This window comes from Blastococcus sp. KM273128 (genome assembly GCF_021698975.1).
Taxonomy (GTDB): Bacteria; Actinomycetota; Actinomycetes; order Mycobacteriales; family Geodermatophilaceae; genus Blastococcus.
On record NZ_SSXA01000086.1, the window covers coordinates 1 to 16479 of the forward strand.

The following is a 16479-nucleotide window of genomic DNA, read 5'->3' on the forward strand; positions in this document are numbered from 1 at the left end:
GAAGCACTACAACACTGCCCGCAGCCACTCCGCCCTCGAAGGTCAGCCACCGATCAGCCGCCTCGCCGCGTGAACAACCTGTCTGGTCGCTACAGCTAGCCGCGGCGCGCCGGCGGGCGACCGAGGCGGCCGCTGCGGAGGCGGCGGCGGAGCGGGGCGCGGACCTGCTGCCGGTGCTGCGGTCGCGGCAGGAGGCCGTGGAGGCACGCACGGCAGAGATCTTCCCGAAGGTGCGGGCCAGCCGCAGCCGGTCCTCGGTGGACGCGGGCGGCTGGTACGCCGGCCGGGCCGCTGCGGAGCACGCCGACGTCGCCCCTCGGCGGGCCCCCCTCCGCTGACGGCCGGGAGCCGCCAGGTCCCGCTGCCCCGGCTCCACGCCGCATACCCGGCTGCCAGTCCCTCCCGTTCTCGCGCGGGCCTGCCGACTTCGCGCGTTGCGGACGTTCCCGCGGGAACGTCCGGGATTCCGCTGCCCGACCCGGGGAACGCCCGCGCCACCACCTCCGGACGCCAGCGGCCGCACTGCGACCGGAAGCGCCCCGTGGCCGACGTTCCCGCGGGAACGTCTCTGACCGTCCACGGCCCCCGGAGCACCCCCTGCGCCACCGCGGTCACGTTCCCGCGGAAACACCTCGAGCCCCCCGGCGCGCGGGCGGCCCGCTACCGCGCGAGCGCCACCCACGCGCGTTCCCGCGGGAACGTCCGTGCCCCTCGCACCGGACCGCCACCGCCTCGACCGCATCGAGCGGTTCTCGGGAGCAGCGCCCGAGCCTCGTCGCTCGGGCCGGCAGCGCCTCGGCAGGCGGGCGCCAGCCCGTCACCGCTCCCGCGAGAGCGCCTCGGACAGCGTCCACGCCGTCGGGCCGGGCCCCACGTCGTCACCGCGTCACGGCGTTCCCGCGGGAACGGTGCACCGCCCTGAGCAGTGGTTGTGTCGGACCTGACCGTTAGCTTTCGCACATGCGTTCGACAGTCGAAGGTGACGGTCCGGTCGAGGAGACACCACTGGAGCAGCTCGCCCTGGCGATCACCAGCGGGGCGGTGCGGTTGGCGGCGGCGACGGCCACCTGGCTGCGACTGGTCGCCGAGTTCGACGAACGGGGTGGCTGGCACGGCGTCGGCATCCTCTCCTGCGCCCACTGGCTCGCCTGGCAGTGCGGCATGGGCCCCGGCGCCGCCCGGGAGCACGTCCGCGTCGCCCGGGCCCTGCGCGGCCTGCCGCGGATCGAGGCGGTGTTCGCCGCCGGCCGGCTGTCCTACTCGAAGGTGCGCGCCCTGACCCGGGTCGCCGAGCCGGACTCCGAGGCGGCACTGCTCGAGTTCGCCTTCGCCGCCACCGCCTCCCAGACCGAGCGTTTCTGCCGCGAGTGGCGGCGGGTCGACGAGACCGCGGCCAACGGCGGCCGGCCCGTCGAGCGCGAGCAGTTCTTCGAGCCCCGCTTCGAGGACGGCTGGTTCACCCTCCGCGTCCGCATGCCCGCCGAGCAGGGCGCCGCGTTCATGACGGCGGTCGACGCGCTGGCCGAACGAGAGGCCCGCCGCGAGCGCGCGCAGGGCAAGAAGGCGGCGGCTGCCCACGAGGCGATCCGCGCGGCCGGTGGCACCGTCGACGCCGAGGTCGAGCGGCGGTGCGCCGAGGACGCCGCCATCGGGATGGTGCGCGAGCGCACCGCGGCCCGTCGGATCGCGGCGGTGACCGCCCTCGCCGAGGCGCGCGCCGCACTGGACCGCCGCCCCGGTGACCCACCGCGGCGGGAGGTCGTCGTCCACGTCGACGCCGACGTCCTGGCCGACGACACCGCTGCCGGCCGCGCCCACTTCGAGGGCGGGCCCGCGCTCACCGGCGCCCAGGCCCGCCGGTTGCTCTGCGGGGCGACCGTCGTGGCGATGATCGAGCGCGGTCGGGAGCCACTGGCCGTGGGACGCCGGAAGCGGCGGGCCACCGGGGCGCAGCGCCGGGCCCTGCTGCGGCGGGAAGGCGGCTGCGCGCGCCCGGGCTGCCCCGAGACCCGGCCCGAGCGCCTGCACGTCCACCACATGCACCACTGGCTGTTCGGTGGCCGTACCGACGTGGCCGACATGGTGCTCCTCTGCGACGTCGACCACGGCCTCGTCCACGAGCGCGGCCTGGTGATGAGCCGCCAGGAGGGCCGGCTGGTCGTGACCACCCCCGACGGCCAGCGCGTCTGGGGCACCGCCGACGCCGCCTTCACCGGCGGCCTGCACGGGGCGCCGCCGGACCCCGCACGCGGGGACGACCCCTACGCCGGTGTCGCGCCGATCGACACCACGGTCGGACGCCGTCCCGCCGACGCACCCACGCCCGTTCCCGCACCTCTGACCCGCCGCGGCCCCGGCGCATCGAGCCGCCGCAGGCGGTCACCGGCCCGGCCGGAACGCGGGGCCGGGCCCACCTCGAGCCGCAGCGGCCGAGGACGTCACCGCCCGGGCCGATCCCCCGGGCACGGCCGCGTCGGCGCATCCCCGGCGACCACGAGATCCCGGCTGCCCCTCCCGACCGCGACCGCCCGGCTCGACCGGGTCCTGTTCCCCGACGGCCCGCCAGACCTGCCCGCCGCTGCACCCGCCCCGTACGAGCGGCTGGACATGCACTGGGCGATCGGCGTCCTCATGGGCAACCGCGACCTCCTCCGGCAGCTGGAAGCGGAGGGGAGGTCCCCCCTCGACGGCTGAGCCGCGTTCCCGCGGGAACGTCGGGGGCACTGCAAGGGAAGCGGCGTGGGCCAGCGCACCGTTTGCCGCGCTCCCCCGCAGGGGAGTGGCAGCCGGTGCCTCCCTCCTCCGAGCGGGACAACCCCGCCGGCGCCAGCGCCTCCGTCCGCACCCGCCGCATCCGCGAGTTCGCCCGCGAGGTCCTCGGCTACGAGGAATTCCGCCCCGGTCAGGAGCGGGCCATGCAGTCCGCGGTCAGCGGCCGCGACACCCTCGCGGTGCTGCCCTCCGGCGCCGGCAAGACCGCGATCTACCAGGTCGCCGGCCAGCTGCTGGACGGGCCGGTGCTCGTCGTCTCCCCGCTCATCGCCCTGCAGCGCGACCAGGTCGAGCGGCTCACCGAGCTGGCCGACGACGCCGGCGGCGCCGCTCAGCTGAACTCCGCCCTCTCCGCCGGCGACCAGCAGGAAGCCCTCGACGGGCTGCGGGACGGAACGGTCCGCTTCCTCTTCCTCGCCCCCGAGCAGCTGGCCAAGCCCGAGGTCGTCGACGTGATCGCGGCCGCCGAGCCCGCCCTGTTCGTCGTCGACGAGGCGCACTGCGTCTCCGCCTGGGGCCACGACTTCCGCCCCGACTACCTGCGCCTGGGCACCGTCATCGAGCAGCTCGGCCACCCGACCGTGCTGGCCCTCACCGCGACGGCCGCCCCGCCGGTGCGGGCGGAGATCGTCGAGCAGCTCGGGATGCACGAGCCCGAGGTCGTCGTCGCCGGGTTCGACCGTCCGGAGATCCGGCTGGAGGTCGACCAGCACGCCGACGCCCGGGGCAAGCAGGACGCCGTCCTGGAGCGGGTGCTCACCGAGGTCGGAGAAGGACGCGGCCCCGGCATCGTCTACAGCGCGACCCGCAAGGGCACCGAGGAGATCGCCACCGCCCTCGCCGACCGCGGCCTGCGCACCCACGCCTACCACGCGGGCCTCAAGAAGTCCGACCGCGAGGAGACCCAGCGGGCCTGGATGGACGACGAGCTCGACGTCGTCGTCGCCACCACCGCCTTCGGCATGGGCATCGACAAGCCCGGCACGCGCTTCGTCGTCCACGCCGAGCCGGCCGACTCCGTGGACAGCTACTACCAGGAGATCGGCCGCGCCGGCCGCGACGGCGCCCCCGCCCTCGCCGTCCTCGTCTACCGCCAGGAGGACCTCGGCCTGCGCCGGTTCTTCGCCGCCGGCACCCCCGCCGAGGAGGAGCTCCAGCAGGTCGCCGGCCTCGTGCAGGCCGCCGCCGCGGCAGGCATCGACGACGGCGTCGACGTGAAGGCGCTGCGGGAGGAGACCGGCCGCCCCGCCACCCCGCTGGTGCGCGACCTCAACCTGCTCGAGCAGGTCTCCGCCGTCGTGCTCGACGAGGACGGCGCCGCCCACCCCGCCGACGGCGCCCCGCCGCCCGGCGAGGCGGCCGCGCAGGCCCGCGAGCTCGCCGAGCACCACGAGAAGGTCGACCAGTCCCGCGTCGAGATGATGCGCGGCTACGCCGAGACCACCGAGTGCCGCCGCCAGTTCCTGCTCGGCTACTTCGGCGAGCAGCTCGACGAACCGTGCGGCAACTGCGACAACTGCTCCGCCGGCACGGCCCACGAGCACGTCGCCGCCGCGCCCGAGGACACCCCCTTCCCCGTGGAGACGCCGGTCCAGCACACCGAGTGGGGCCCCGGCGTCGTCATGCGGGTCGAGGACGACCGGCTCACCGTGCTGTTCGACGAGGTCGGCTACAAGACCCTCGGCCTGGCCGCCGTCGTCGAGCACGAGCTGCTCCGCCCGCGGAGCGACCGGCCGCCCGCCTCGACCTGCGGGACCGGCCGATCCCACCCATGATCACCATCAGCAGAGCGGGTCGAGGCGCCCGGAGCAGGCGCGCCGGCGGCCCGGGACAAGGAGTGCACGCGTGAAGGTCCTCGGCATCAACGCGATCTACCACGACCCCGCGGCGGCGCTCGTCGTCGACGGCCGGGTCGTGGCCGCCGCGGAGGAGGAGCGGTTCAGCCGCCGCAAGCACGGCAAGCGCCCGCTGCCGTGGAGCGCGTGGGAGCTGCCCGAGCTCTCGGCCGCGTGGTGCCTCGCAGAGGCCGGCATCCGGCCCGAGGAGCTCGACGCCGTCGCCTACTCCTTCGACCCCGCGCTCATGGGCACGCCCGAGGACTCCGGCCTCTTCGACGACGGCGACACCATGCGCAAGAAGTACGCCGAGATGGCCCCGGACTTCCTGGCCCACGCCCTCCCCGGCCTCGACCCGGCGAAGGTGCGCTTCGTGAAGCACCACGTCGCGCACGCCGCCTCCGCCGGGAAGGCCGCCCCGCAGCGCGACAACGCGGTGCTCGTCCTCGACGGCCGCGGCGAGGCGCACAGCCACCTCGCCGGCCGCTACGTCGACGGGCAGCTGGAGGTGCTCGCCGGTCAGGCGCTCCCCCACTCCCTCGGCCTGATGTACGAGGAGCTCACCGACCACCTGGGTTTCCTGCGCAGCTCCGACGAGTTCAAGGTCATGGCGATGGCCTCCTACGGCAAGCCGCGGTTCCTCGGTGAGCTGTCCGAGCTGATCCGCGCCACGGACGACGGCGGCTTCCGCACCGAGCGGATCGACTTCGCCGAGTTCGCGCCCCGCCTGCGCAAGGGCGACGACTGGACCGAGGCGCACGCCGACCTCGCCGCCAGCGTCCAGACCCGCCTCGAGGAAGTGCTGGTCGACCTCGCCCGCTGGGTGCACGAGCAGACCGGCGAGAAGACCCTCACCATGGCCGGCGGCACCGCGCTGAACTGCGTCGCCAACACCCGCATCCTGGCCGAGAGCCCGTTCGAGCAGGTGTGGGTGCAGCCCGCCGCCGGCGACGCGGGCACGGCGCTGGGCGCCGCCCTGCACGTCGCCGCGGAGCTCGGCGAGCGCACCGAGCCGATGGCCGGCGCGGACCTCGGCCGCGGGTGGCGCGACGACGAGATCGAGCAGGTCCTGCAGACGGCGGCGATCACCTACGAGCGTCCCGACGACGTCGCCGAGGCCGTCGCCGAGGTGCTCGCCGACAACGGCATCGTCGCCTGGTTCCAGGGCCGCAGCGAGTACGGCCCCCGTGCGCTGGGCCACCGCTCGCTGCTCGCGCACCCCGGCTTCGAGGCCAACCTGGAGCGGATGAACGACGTCAAGGGCCGCGAGCAGTTCCGCCCCGTCGCCCCGATGGTGCTGCTGGAACGCGCCCCGGAGATCTTCAGCCGCGGGCCGATCCCCTCGCCGTACATGCTCTTCGTCCACGACGTCGCAGAGGAGTGGCGCGACCGCATCCCCACCGTCACCCACGTCGACGGCACGGCGCGGATCCAGACCATCGACCCGCACGCCGAGCCGCTGGTGCACCGGATGATCTCCGCCTTCGAGCGGCGCACCGGGCTGCCCGTGGTGGTGAACACCAGCCTGAACACCGCCGGCCGCCCGATGGTCGACGACCCGCGGGACGCCCTGGAGTGCTTCGGCTCGGCCCCGGTCGACCTGCTGGCGATCGGCCCGTTCGTCGTCCGCCGGGCGAAGGCGACCCCCCGCCCGAGCGAAGGCTGAGACCGCCGGTCCGTCCCGGGCCGGGGCGGACCGGCCGCGTATCGGTTCGGCAACGCCGGTCGCCCACACGGGTGGCGGCCGTTACCGCGGCCCGGGCACGGGTAACGCCCTCCTGGCAGTCACCTGTCAAGCACCTGGCAGGCCGGACGACGACTGGGAGGACACCATGTCTGCAACCCGCGGGAACACCGGCGCGGACCGGGGCCTGACCTGGCCGCAGATGCTCGCGGCGGTCATCGGGGCCGTCTACCTGCTGGTGGGGATCGTCGGATTCTTCATCACCGGGTTCGACGACTTCTTCGCGCACGACACCGGCGAGACCATCGTCGGGTTCGAGATCAACCCGTTCCACAACATCGTCCACATCCTGATCGGTGCGGCGGGCCTGGCCCTGTTCCGCACGCTGAGCGGTGCCCGCACGTACGGGTGGCTGCTCGCGATCGGGTACGGCGCGGCCTTCGTCTACGGCCTCTTCGCCGTCGACGCCGAGTGGGACTTCCTGAGCCTGAACTGGGCCGACAACTGGCTGCACCTGGTCAGCGCCCTGGCCGGCCTGGTCATCGCGCTGGGCCCGGTGCGCAACGCCGTCGGCGGGCGCACCCGCGCCTGAGCCGCTCGGCCCGGGCCCCGGCAGGGACCGCACCACGGAGCCGGGTCCCGTCGTCCTCCCCGAGGGCGGCGGGGCCCGGCTCCGCGCGTTCCTGCGCCCGGCACCCCCGGTGCGACGGCGGTCACGTCCGGGGCTACGTTGCCCGGCATGGACTTCGCTCTCTCCGCCAAGGCCGAGGACGTCTGCGCACGCGCGTGGGACTTCATGCGGGAGCACGTGTTCCCCGCCGAGCCGGTGTACGACGCCTGGCGCGCCGAGCGCGGCCACGACGACCACGAGCACCCGCCGGTCCTCGAGGAGCTCAAGGCGGAGGCGCGCAAGCGCGGCCTGTGGAACCTCTTCCACCACGAGGTGGGCGGGCTCACCAACCTCGAGTACGCCTCCGTCGCCGAGATCACCGGCTGGTCCCCCGTCATCGCCCCCGAGTCGATGAACGTGGGCGCGCCGGACACCGGCAACATGGAGACGCTCATGCTGTTCGGCACCCCCGAGCACAAGGAGCGCTGGCTCAACCCGCTGCTGGAGGGCGAGATCCGCTCCGGGTTCGCGATGACCGAGCCCGACGTCGCCAGCTCCGACGCCCGCAACATCCAGACCTCGATCGTCCGCGACGGCGACGAGTACGTGATCAACGGCCGCAAGTGGTGGACCTCCGGCGCCGCCGACCCGCGCTGCCAGATCTTCATCGTCATGGGCAAGACCGACCCCGACGGCCCGCCGCACCGCCAGCAGTCGATGGTGCTCGTCCCCCGGGACACCCCGGGCCTGGAGATCGTCCGGCACCTGCCGGTCTTCGGGTACCAGGACCAGCACGGCCACTCCGAGCTGCGCTTCACCGACGTCCGCGTGCCGGTGTCCAACATCCTCTCCGGCGAGGGCGACGGCTTCATGATCGCCCAGGCCCGGCTGGGCCCCGGCCGAATCCACCACTGCATGCGTGCCATCGGCATGGCCGAGCGGGCGCTGGCGCTCATGGTGGAGCGGAGCAAGAACCGGGTGGCGTTCGGGCGCACGCTGGCCGACCAGGGCACCGTCCGCGAGGCGATCGCCCTGTCCCGCATCGAGATCGACCAGGCCCGCCTCTACGTGCTCAAGACCGCCGACCTGATCGACCGCTACGGGGCCAAGGGCGCCCGCACGGAGATCTCCGCGATCAAGGTCGCCGCGCCGAAGGTCGCCCTCGACGTCATCGACCGCGCCATCCAGGTGCACGGCGGCGCCGGCGTCAGCAACGACACCGTGCTCGCCCGCTTCTACGCCAGCGCCCGCACGCTGCGCATCGTCGACGGCCCGGACGCGGTGCACATCCGCGGCGTGGCCAAGGAGGAGCTCGCCCGCGAGCGCCCCTTCACGGGCTGATCCTGGCGCCGGGGGCGGCTCAGGGCGTCAGCGTCGTCCCGAACCCGCCCCCGGCGAGCTTGGCCATCAGCTGGGTCCGGTCCAGCCCCACCTCGGCGAGCGCGTCGCCGTCGCGGTCGGTGTCGATGCGGTCGGAGAACCGCTGCTCCACCTTCTCCGCCGTGTCGTTGTCGCCCTCGGTGCGCAGCACCCGCACCAGCTCCTGCTTGTCCAGCTCCACCGGGTCCTCCCTCGCCACTCCTGGGCAGCGAGTGTGGTGCGGGTCACCCGCCGCCGCAACGGCAGGCTCCGGTCAGCCCCGCCCCGCGCGCCGCACCAGCCAGGCGCCCACGCCGGCGACCAGCGCGGCCACGACCAGCTGCGCGATCGCGACGCCGCTCTGGTCGCTGGCGAACCAGGTCGGGGTGGAGACCAGCAGCACCAGCGCGACGCCGAGCACGAACAGCCCGACGAGCCGCTCCCGGCGGGCGTTGCGCGGGGCGGGGGTGCCGGGAGCCGGATCGGTCATGCCCCCCAGCCTGCCAAACCGGCCCCGCCGGAGGCCGGGGCGCACCCCGCGTCCCGACCCGCGGCCGGGATCCCACCGGCGTACGGTGCGACCCAGGCAGGCCGAGCCGACCCGGAGGTCCCCATGCCGCAGACGTCGCCGCAGGCAGCCGTGCTCATCGAGCTCGAGCCCGTCGTCGCCGAGAACCTCGACCGGCACATCAGGATGGCCAAGGAGTGGCACCCCCACGACTACGTCCCCTGGGACGAGGGCCGGAACTTCGCCTTCCTCGGCGGGGAGGACTGGTCACCGGAGCAGTCCCGGCTGGACGCGACGGCGAAGGCCGCCATGTTCGTCAACCTGCTGACCGAGGACAACCTGCCCAGCTACCACCGCGAGATCGCCACCCGGTTCGGCCGGGACGGCGCCTGGGGCCAGTGGGTGGGCCGCTGGACGGCGGAGGAGGGCCGGCACGGCGTCGCGCTGCGCGACTACCTCGTGGTGACCCGCGGCGTCGACCCGGTCGAGCTCGAGCGGGCCCGGATGGACTACATGACCACCGGCTACGACTCGGGCGACAAGACCCCGCTGGAGGCCGTCGCCTACGTCTCGTTCCAGGAGCTGGCGACGCGGGTCTCGCACCGCAACACCGGCCGCGCCACCGGCGACCCGATCGCCGACAAGCTGCTGGCCCGCATCGCCACCGACGAGAACCTGCACATGATCTTCTACCGGAACCTGGTGACGGCGGCGTTCGACATCGACCCGGACGAGATGATGAAGGCCGTCGCCAAGGAGGTCATGACCTTCGAGATGCCGGGCGCGAACATGGCGAACTTCCGGCGCAACTCGACGATCATCGCGAAGGCCGGCATCTACGACCTTCGCCTGCACCACGACGAGGTGGTCAGCCCGATCCTGCGCACCTGGAAGGTCTTCGAGCGCGACGACCTCGGGCCCGAGGGCGAGCAGGCCCGCGAGCAGCTGGCCGCGTTCCTGGCCGGGCTGGACGCCGAGGCCACCCGGTTCGTGGAGAGCCGGGAGCGGCTGCGGGCCCGCATGGCGGCCCGCGGGGAGACCCCCGTCCAGGTCTGACGGCAGGCGCTCAGAGTGGGCAGGCCATGACGATCTCGTCGCGGTCGTCACCGGGGGCCACGCGGATCGCGCCGGGCAGCCGGCCGACCTCGACGTAGCCCAGCCCCTTGTAGAACTCGTCCAGCCCGGTGCCCCCGCGGGCGGTCAGGTGCAGGAACTCCCAGCCGCGGTCGCGGGCGATCCGGTGCACGCCGGCCATCAGCACCCGCCCCAGGCCCTGACCCTGGCGCGTGGGGTGCACCTGCACCCGCAGCACGGTGCCCCAGTGCCGGCGCAGCGGGCTCAGCGAGCCGACGACGCCGGCGAACCCCGCCGTCTCGCCGTCGACCTCGAGCAGGGCCAGCACGTCCCGGCCGGAGTGCACCCCCTCCAGCAGCTTGTCCAGCAGCGGGACGACGTCGTCCTCGGTGACCGGGGGCACGAACCCGACCGCGCCGCCGGCGTTGCTGACGTCGGTCCAGCAGCGCAGCAGCTCGGCACGGAGCGCGTCGTCGACGGTGGAGACGGGGCGGACGACGGCGGCGGGCACACCGGCATTGTCCGCCCCGCCCCGGGCCGCGCTCGACGCGGGCCTCAGCCGCCCTTGGTCGGTGGCTCCCCGGCGGCGCGGGCCTCCGCCGCCCGCTGCGGGTCGTAGGCGCAGGCGTCGGCGACGTCGGTCGCCGGGCCCGCCTCCGGCTCGGGGACCTCGGGGCCGGCCGGCACGTCCGCCGACGGCTGGGTCGCCGCCGCGGGCAGGGGCGCGGGCGGGTCGATCGCGTCCTGGACGAGCTGACGGATGGCGTCGTAGTCGGGGTAGGCGGGGTCGATCACCGAGGGGTCGAGGACGACGCTGCGGATCTCGGCGTCCTTCACGCGGAAGGCCAGGTCCACGAAGTCGTCCAGCCGCGACCGCGGGATGTCGGTGCTGACGATGTCCTCGGTGGTCGCGGCCAGCTGCTGGTAGCGCTGCAGCAGCGTCACCGGGTCGGCGGCGTCGACGATCGCGGAGATCGTGCACCGCTGCCGCTCCATCCGGTCGTAGTCGCTGAGCCCGAAGCGGCCGCGGGCGAACTCCAGCGCCATGGGGCCGTCCATCGGGACGTCGCGGCCCGGGGCGATGTAGGCGTCGGGCAGCTCGCCGGTGCCCGGGTCGCCGTTGACGGGGACGTAGTAGTTGACGTTCACCGTGATGCCGCCGAGCGCGTCGACCAGGCGGCTGAAGCCCTCGAGGTTGACCAGGGCGAAGTAGTCGATGCGCAGCCCGAGGGCCTCGCCGACGCCGAGCTTCAGGAAGTCGGCGCCCGGGTCGTCGGTCGGGCCCAGGGCGTCGGGGTACCAGGCCGGGCCGTTGCGGTAGACGGCGTTGAGCAGGCTCTCGCTCTCGCTCCCGGCGTCGAAGCCGTCGGGGTAGAGTTCGCCGAGCGGGCTGTCCTCGGGGAAGGGCAGGTCCTGCAGGTTGCGGGGGAGGCTGACGAGGACGGTCTCGCCGGTCTCCACGTCGGTGCTGGCCACGATCACGGTGTCGGTGCGCACGCCCTCGCGGCCCTCGCCGCCGTCGCCCCCGAGCAGCAGCACGTTCACCCGCTCCCGGCCGCCGAAGAGCTCGGCGGTGTCCTCCTCGTCCGCGTCGACGGTCGCCGACTCGCGCTCGTCGTCGAACACCCCGGCGATGAGGTCGCGCGACGTCGTGGCCAGGTGCCCGGCGAAGACCGCCGGCAGGGCGATCGCGGCGACGAGCACCGCGACGACCAGGCCGCCGACGACGTGCCGCCCGCGGGACGTGCCCCGCGGCACCAGCATCCGGTAGCCGGCGACGACGACGGCGATCCACAGGAGCGCCAGCACGCCGACGCCCACCGTCGCCCAGAGCAGCACGTCGGTGTCGACCAGGGTGCGCGCGGCGACCCGCTGCCCAGCGGTGGCCAGCCACACCCCGCCGGCGACCAGCAGCAGGAAGACGGCGAGCACCGCCGCACCGAGCCGACGGCGGCCGGCCGCCAGGAATCCGGTCCCGGGCACCAGCGCCCCGAGGGCCGTCCAGCCCAGGGCGGCGCCGAAGCCGCGCCGCTGCTCCCGCGCCGGCGGGCGTGCGCCCGATTCCGAGGAGGGGGGTGTCGTCCCGTCCGTCATCCCGCGGCCCCGTACCAGCTCACCCGGCCATGCTCCCAGAGTTCGGCCAGGTGGGGGCACCTTCGGCGGATCGGCGGGGGAGCGGTCCCGTCGGTGGGGCTCCGTAAGCTCCGCGGCGTGCGACTGGCCACCTGGAACGTCAACTCGATCCGCACCCGCGCCGACCGCGTCGCCGCCTTCCTCCAGCGGCACGACGTCGACGTGGTGGCGCTGCAGGAGACCAAGTGCCGGGACGACCAGTTCCCCGAGTTGGTGTTCACCGCGCTCGGCTACGAGGTCGCGCACGTCGGCCACTCGCAGTGGAACGGCGTCGCGATCCTCTCCCGCGTCGGGCTGGAGGACGTGACGACCGGCTTCCCCGGGATGCCGTCGTGGTCGTCGAAGGAGGGGGTGGCCCCGGCCGCGGAGGCCCGCGCGCTGGGCGCGACCTGCGGCGGCGTGCGCGTCTGGAGCCTCTACGTGCCCAACGGCCGGACGCTGGAGGACCCGCACTACACGTACAAGCTGGAGTGGCTGGCCGCGCTGCGGGGCACCGCGGCGGGCTGGCTCGCCGAGGACCCGGCCGCGCAGGTGGCCCTCGTCGGCGACTGGAACATCGCCCCGCAGGACGACGACGTCTGGGACATGTCGGTGTTCAGCCGGTCCACGCACGTCTCCGCGCCCGAGCGGGCCGCGTTCCAGGCGGTGGTCGACGCCGGGTACGCCGACGTGGTGCGCCCGCACGCGCCCGGCCCGGGCGTCTACACCTACTGGGACTACACGCAGCTGCGCTTCCCGCGCCGTGAGGGCATGCGGATCGACTTCGTGCTGGGCTCCCCCGCCCTGGCCGCCCGGGTCGACGGCGCGTTCATCGACCGCGAGGAGCGCAAGGGCAAGGGCGCCAGCGACCACGCCCCCGTGGTGGTCGACCTCGCGGAGTGACCCGGCGCCGGCTGCCTAAGCTGGCTCCCCGTGCTCGTGCTGCTGCCGCCCTCGGAGACCAAGGCCCCCGGGGGTGAGGGCCCGCCGCTGGACCTCGCGGCCCTGACCGCCCCCGAGCTCACCGGCGTCCGGACCGAGATCGCCGAGGCCCTGGTGAAGCTGGCCGCCGACGTGCCCGCCGCCCGCGCGGCCCTCGGGTTGTCGGCGAAGCAGGACGCCGAGATCACGCGGAACGCCGAGCTCTGGACCAGCGCCACCCGGCCCGCCGTCGAGCGGTACACCGGCGTCCTCTACGACGCCCTCGACGTCGCGTCGATGACCCGCGCGCAGCGGGCGCGGGCCGGGCGCCGGCTCGCCGTCGGTTCCGCGCTGTTCGGCCTCGTCCGCGCCGACGACCCCATCCCCGCGTACCGGCTCTCGGCCGGCTCGACGCTGCCGGGGCTGCCCACCCTCCGCGCCCTCTGGAAGCCCGCGCTCGGCCCGGTGCTGGCCGCGGTCGAGGGGCTCGTCGTCGACCTGCGCAGCGGCTCCTACGCCGCGCTGGCCCCGGTCCCCGGCGCGGTCACCGTCACCGTGCTGAGCGAGCGGCCCGACGGCACGCGCACCGTCGTCAGCCACTTCAACAAGGCGCACAAGGGGCGGCTCGCCCGACTGCTCGCGACCACCACCTCCGAGCCCGGCGACGTCGTGCGACTCAGGAGCCTGCTGAGGCAGGCGGGGTTCCACGTGGAACACGGTGGCGACACGGCGTTGACGCTGGTCGTGCCCGCGGACTGAGGCCCATCTCTCCCGGCCGGACCCAACGGTTGGTTGCACGCAACCGGCCCTCCGTGACATAACTGCTGGGGACCCGTCATGCCCGAACCACGTGGCGCGCGGGCATCGCGCATCCGGCGACCGCCGGGCAGAAGGGCTTCGGTGGACGGGACGGACCGCACGGTCGACGCGGGACCGGGCCTCGGCGAGCGCTCCGCGGCCGAGCTGCGCCTGGACCCGGCGCGCGTGGAGGCCGCCCGCCGGGTCCTGCCGAGCGGGGGGAGCGCCGGCCTGGACCGGCTCGCCGAGCTGGCCGCCCGTCTGCTCGGCACCCGCGGCAGCCAGGTCTCGCTGCTCGCCGACGTCCAGCACGTCGCCGCCGGGACCGGCGGCGCGGCCGTCGGGACGACCGGGCCGCTCGGGGAGTCGCTCTGCACCGTCACCGCGGCGCTGCCGGCCGGCGAGGCGCTCGTGGTCCCCGACGCCCGCGCCGACGAGCGGGTCCGGGACCTCCCGCCCGTCCGGTCCGGCGTCGTCGGCGCCTACCTCGGCGTCGCCCTCACCGACTCCGGGGGCACCCCGGTCGGCGCCCTGTGCGTCTTCGACCCCGAGCCGCGACCGTGGGCGGGCTCGGAGATCGCGACGCTGCAGCAGCTGGCCGGCTCGGTGATGACCGAGCTGGAGCTCGCCGCCCTCCTCCGCCAGTACGAGATCGAGCGGCTGCGTTGGGAGCTGGCCAAGGAGGCAGGCGAGGTCGGCACCTTCGACTTCGAGCCCTCCAGCGGGGTGCTGCTGTGGGACGAGCAGCTCCAGCGGATGTTCGGCTACGACCCGGCCACGTTCGACCAGTCGCTGGACGCCTTCAACGCCCGCGTGCACCCCGACGACATGGAGTGGCACGCCGACGCCCTGCAGGCGAGCGTGGACACGTGCGGCGAGTACGACGTCGAGTACCGGATCGTGCTCCCCGGAGGGCGGACCCGCTGGATCCACGCCCGCGGGCGCCACGTCCCCGGGCCTGCTGGGCGCACCCCCCACCTCATCGGCGCGGCGTACGACACCACCGGTGAGCGCGAGGCCGCGACACGCGTCACCCGGGTGCTCGAGGCCATGCCGGCCGGCTTCTACTCCCTGGACCACGAGTGGCGGTTCACCCACGTCAATGCGCAGGCGGAGCGGTTGCTCGGACGCAGCCGTGACGAGCTGCTCGGCCGGGTGCTCTGGGAGGCCTTCCCCGCGACACCTGGCAGCGTCTTCGACGAGAGCTACCACGAGGCGGTGCGCACGGGCGACCCCGTCGCGTTCGACGCCTACTACCCCGAGCCGCTGGACGGCTGGTACGAGATCAGCGCCTGGCCGACGCCCGACGGGCTGTCGGTCTACTTCCTGGAGGTCACCGAACGACGCGCGGCGGAGGAGCGGGCCCAGCGCGGAGCCCAGCGGCTGGCGCTGCTGGCCAACGTCAGCGCCGACCTCGCGGGCCCCCTTGACCAGAACCGCGCGATGCAGCACCTGCCCCGGCTCGTCGTCCCCGCGCTTGCCGACTTCTGCATCGTGACGGTCGTCGACGGCGACGGCCGGCCCCGCGATGTCGGCTGCTGGCACGCCGACCCGGAGCTGCGCCCCCTCCTCGACCGCTACACCGAGGTGCGGGTGGACGCCATGCCGCCGGACTCCCCCGCCGCGGTCGCGCTGCGCACCGGCGAGCAGCAGCGCAGCTCCGGCGCCGCGGTGCTGGACCTGCTCTCGCCCGGCGAGGCGCGCGACCTGCTCGCCCGCCTGGCCCCCCGCGAGGCGGTCGTCCTGCCGATGCGGGGGCGCAACCGGACGCTGGGCGCGCTCACCGTCTACTACTCGGACCGCACGCCGACCCGCGCCGAGAACCTGGCAACCGCCCAGGAGGCCGCCGACCGCGCCGGCCTGGCGCTGGACAACGCCCGGCTCTACCAGGCCCAGCAGCAGCTCGCCGAGGGCCTGCAGCGCAGCCTGCTCACCGAGCCGCCCGAGCCCGACCACGCCGAGATCGCCGTCCGCTACCTCCCCGCCGCCGAGGCAGCCCGGGTCGGCGGCGACTGGTACGACGCCTTCCTGCAGCCCGGCGGCACGACGATGCTGGTCATCGGCGACGTCGTCGGGCACGACACCGAGGCCGCGGCCGCCATGGGGCAGCTCCGCGGGCTGCTGCGCGGGGTCGCCACCTACAGCGACGCGGGCCCGGGCGAGGTGCTGCGGGGGCTGGACGCCTCGATGACGACGCTGCAGATGACGACCCTCGCCACCGCCGCGGTGGCCCGGCTGGAGCAGACGCCCGAGGAGCTCCGGCAGGGCGTCACCCGGCTCCGCTGGGCGAACGCCGGCCACCTGCCGCCGCTGATCCTCACGCCGGAGGGGCGGGTGGCCGAGCTCGGCGAGTGGACCGGGGACCTGCTGCTCGGGGTCGACCCCGGTACGCAGCGGCGCGAGTCGGTCGCCACGCTGCAGCGCGGTTCGACCGTCCTGCTCTACACCGACGGCCTCGTCGAGCGCCGCGACTCCGACCTCGACGAGGGCATCCAGCGGCTGCGCGCAGCGGTGGAGGAGCTCGCCGACCTGCCGCTGGATGCCCTGCTCGACGAGCTGCTGGACCGGCTGGTGCACGGCCGCCCCGAGGACGACGTCGCGCTGGTCGCCGTCCGGCTGCACCGGCAGGACCGGCCCCGGCCGCCGGAGGCGGGGCCGACCCGCGTGCCCCCCACCGTGCCGCGGGACCCGACGGAGGGCTGATCCGTCGGTAGCGTCAGGAAGCGTTGAACTTCGCCACGTCGATCTTGAAGTCGATGGCGTTGGGTGGACGTAGGGACTGCTGCAGTGTGATCCAGGCCGGGTG

Annotated in this window: 14 protein-coding genes; 10 read left to right on the forward strand and 4 right to left on the reverse strand. The window is 74.7% G+C overall.

What is annotated here, in order from left to right; genetic code table 11:
- The first annotated feature begins 197 nt into the window (after positions 1 to 197).
- From E9529_RS18625 to E9529_RS18650, 6 genes are all read left to right on the forward strand, one after another.
- Positions 198 to 338 (forward strand): hypothetical protein, encoded by a 141-nt coding sequence (locus E9529_RS18625; protein WP_236832766.1) that lies wholly within the window; start codon positions 198 to 200, stop codon positions 336 to 338.
- 622 nt (positions 339 to 960) lie between these two features.
- Entirely contained in the window at positions 961 to 2694 is a 1734-nt protein-coding gene (locus E9529_RS18630) for an HNH endonuclease signature motif containing protein (protein WP_236832767.1), read from the forward strand.
- Between the two features lie 95 nt (positions 2695 to 2789).
- Positions 2790 to 4547 carry an ATP-dependent DNA helicase RecQ gene (locus E9529_RS18635; RefSeq protein ID WP_236832768.1) on the forward strand — a complete coding sequence of 586 codons (1758 nt, stop codon included), beginning with the start codon at positions 2790 to 2792 and terminating at the stop codon, positions 4545 to 4547.
- 70 nt (positions 4548 to 4617) lie between these two features.
- A complete protein-coding gene (locus E9529_RS22830) occupies positions 4618 to 6273 on the forward strand; it encodes a carbamoyltransferase C-terminal domain-containing protein (RefSeq protein ID WP_236832769.1) in 1656 nt (551 codons plus the stop codon).
- A gap of 166 nt (positions 6274 to 6439) precedes the next feature.
- A complete protein-coding gene (locus E9529_RS18645; protein WP_236832770.1) occupies positions 6440 to 6883 on the forward strand; it encodes a DUF4383 domain-containing protein in 444 nt (147 codons plus the stop codon).
- A gap of 147 nt (positions 6884 to 7030) precedes the next feature.
- A complete protein-coding gene (locus tag E9529_RS18650; protein WP_236832771.1) occupies positions 7031 to 8242 on the forward strand; it encodes an acyl-CoA dehydrogenase family protein in 1212 nt (403 codons plus the stop codon).
- Between the two features lie 19 nt (positions 8243 to 8261).
- On the opposite strand, the gene E9529_RS18655 is transcribed toward E9529_RS18650, so the two are convergent.
- Together E9529_RS18655 and E9529_RS18660 are read right to left on the reverse strand one after the other, a co-directional pair.
- On the reverse strand, positions 8262 to 8462 hold the full coding sequence (locus E9529_RS18655; RefSeq protein WP_236825461.1) for a hypothetical protein: 201 nt from the start codon (positions 8460 to 8462) through the stop codon (positions 8262 to 8264).
- A 72-nt stretch (positions 8463 to 8534) separates the two neighbouring features.
- Positions 8535 to 8750: a hypothetical protein gene (locus E9529_RS18660; RefSeq protein WP_236832772.1), complete on the reverse strand. Its 216-nt coding sequence runs from the start codon at positions 8748 to 8750 to the stop codon at positions 8535 to 8537.
- 123 nt (positions 8751 to 8873) lie between these two features.
- Between E9529_RS18660 and E9529_RS18665 the strand changes: the two genes are divergently transcribed.
- Entirely contained in the window at positions 8874 to 9824 is a 951-nt protein-coding gene (locus tag E9529_RS18665; RefSeq protein WP_236832773.1) for an acyl-ACP desaturase, read from the forward strand.
- A gap of 10 nt (positions 9825 to 9834) precedes the next feature.
- On the opposite strand, the gene E9529_RS18670 is transcribed toward E9529_RS18665, so the two are convergent.
- Together E9529_RS18670 and E9529_RS18675 are read right to left on the reverse strand one after the other, a co-directional pair.
- On the reverse strand, positions 9835 to 10353 hold the full coding sequence (locus tag E9529_RS18670) for a GNAT family N-acetyltransferase (RefSeq protein ID WP_236832774.1): 519 nt from the start codon (positions 10351 to 10353) through the stop codon (positions 9835 to 9837).
- 44 nt (positions 10354 to 10397) lie between these two features.
- Positions 10398 to 11936 (reverse strand): LCP family protein, encoded by a 1539-nt coding sequence (locus E9529_RS18675; protein ID WP_236832775.1) that lies wholly within the window; start codon positions 11934 to 11936, stop codon positions 10398 to 10400.
- Positions 11937 to 12053: 117 nt separating this feature from the next.
- On the opposite strand from E9529_RS18675, the gene E9529_RS18680 reads away from it, so the two are divergent.
- The 3 genes from E9529_RS18680 to E9529_RS18690 all read left to right on the forward strand — a co-directional run bounded on the left by E9529_RS18680 (position 12054) and on the right by E9529_RS18690 (position 16376).
- A complete protein-coding gene (locus E9529_RS18680) occupies positions 12054 to 12857 on the forward strand; it encodes an exodeoxyribonuclease III (protein ID WP_236832776.1) in 804 nt (267 codons plus the stop codon).
- A gap of 30 nt (positions 12858 to 12887) precedes the next feature.
- Positions 12888 to 13634 carry a peroxide stress protein YaaA gene (gene yaaA / locus E9529_RS18685; RefSeq protein ID WP_236832777.1) on the forward strand — a complete coding sequence of 249 codons (747 nt, stop codon included), beginning with the start codon at positions 12888 to 12890 and terminating at the stop codon, positions 13632 to 13634.
- A gap of 141 nt (positions 13635 to 13775) precedes the next feature.
- Complete coding sequence (locus tag E9529_RS18690; RefSeq protein ID WP_236832778.1) at positions 13776 to 16376, forward strand: SpoIIE family protein phosphatase; 2601 nt, start codon at positions 13776 to 13778, stop codon at positions 16374 to 16376.
- Positions 16377 to 16479: the final 103 nt, after the last annotated feature.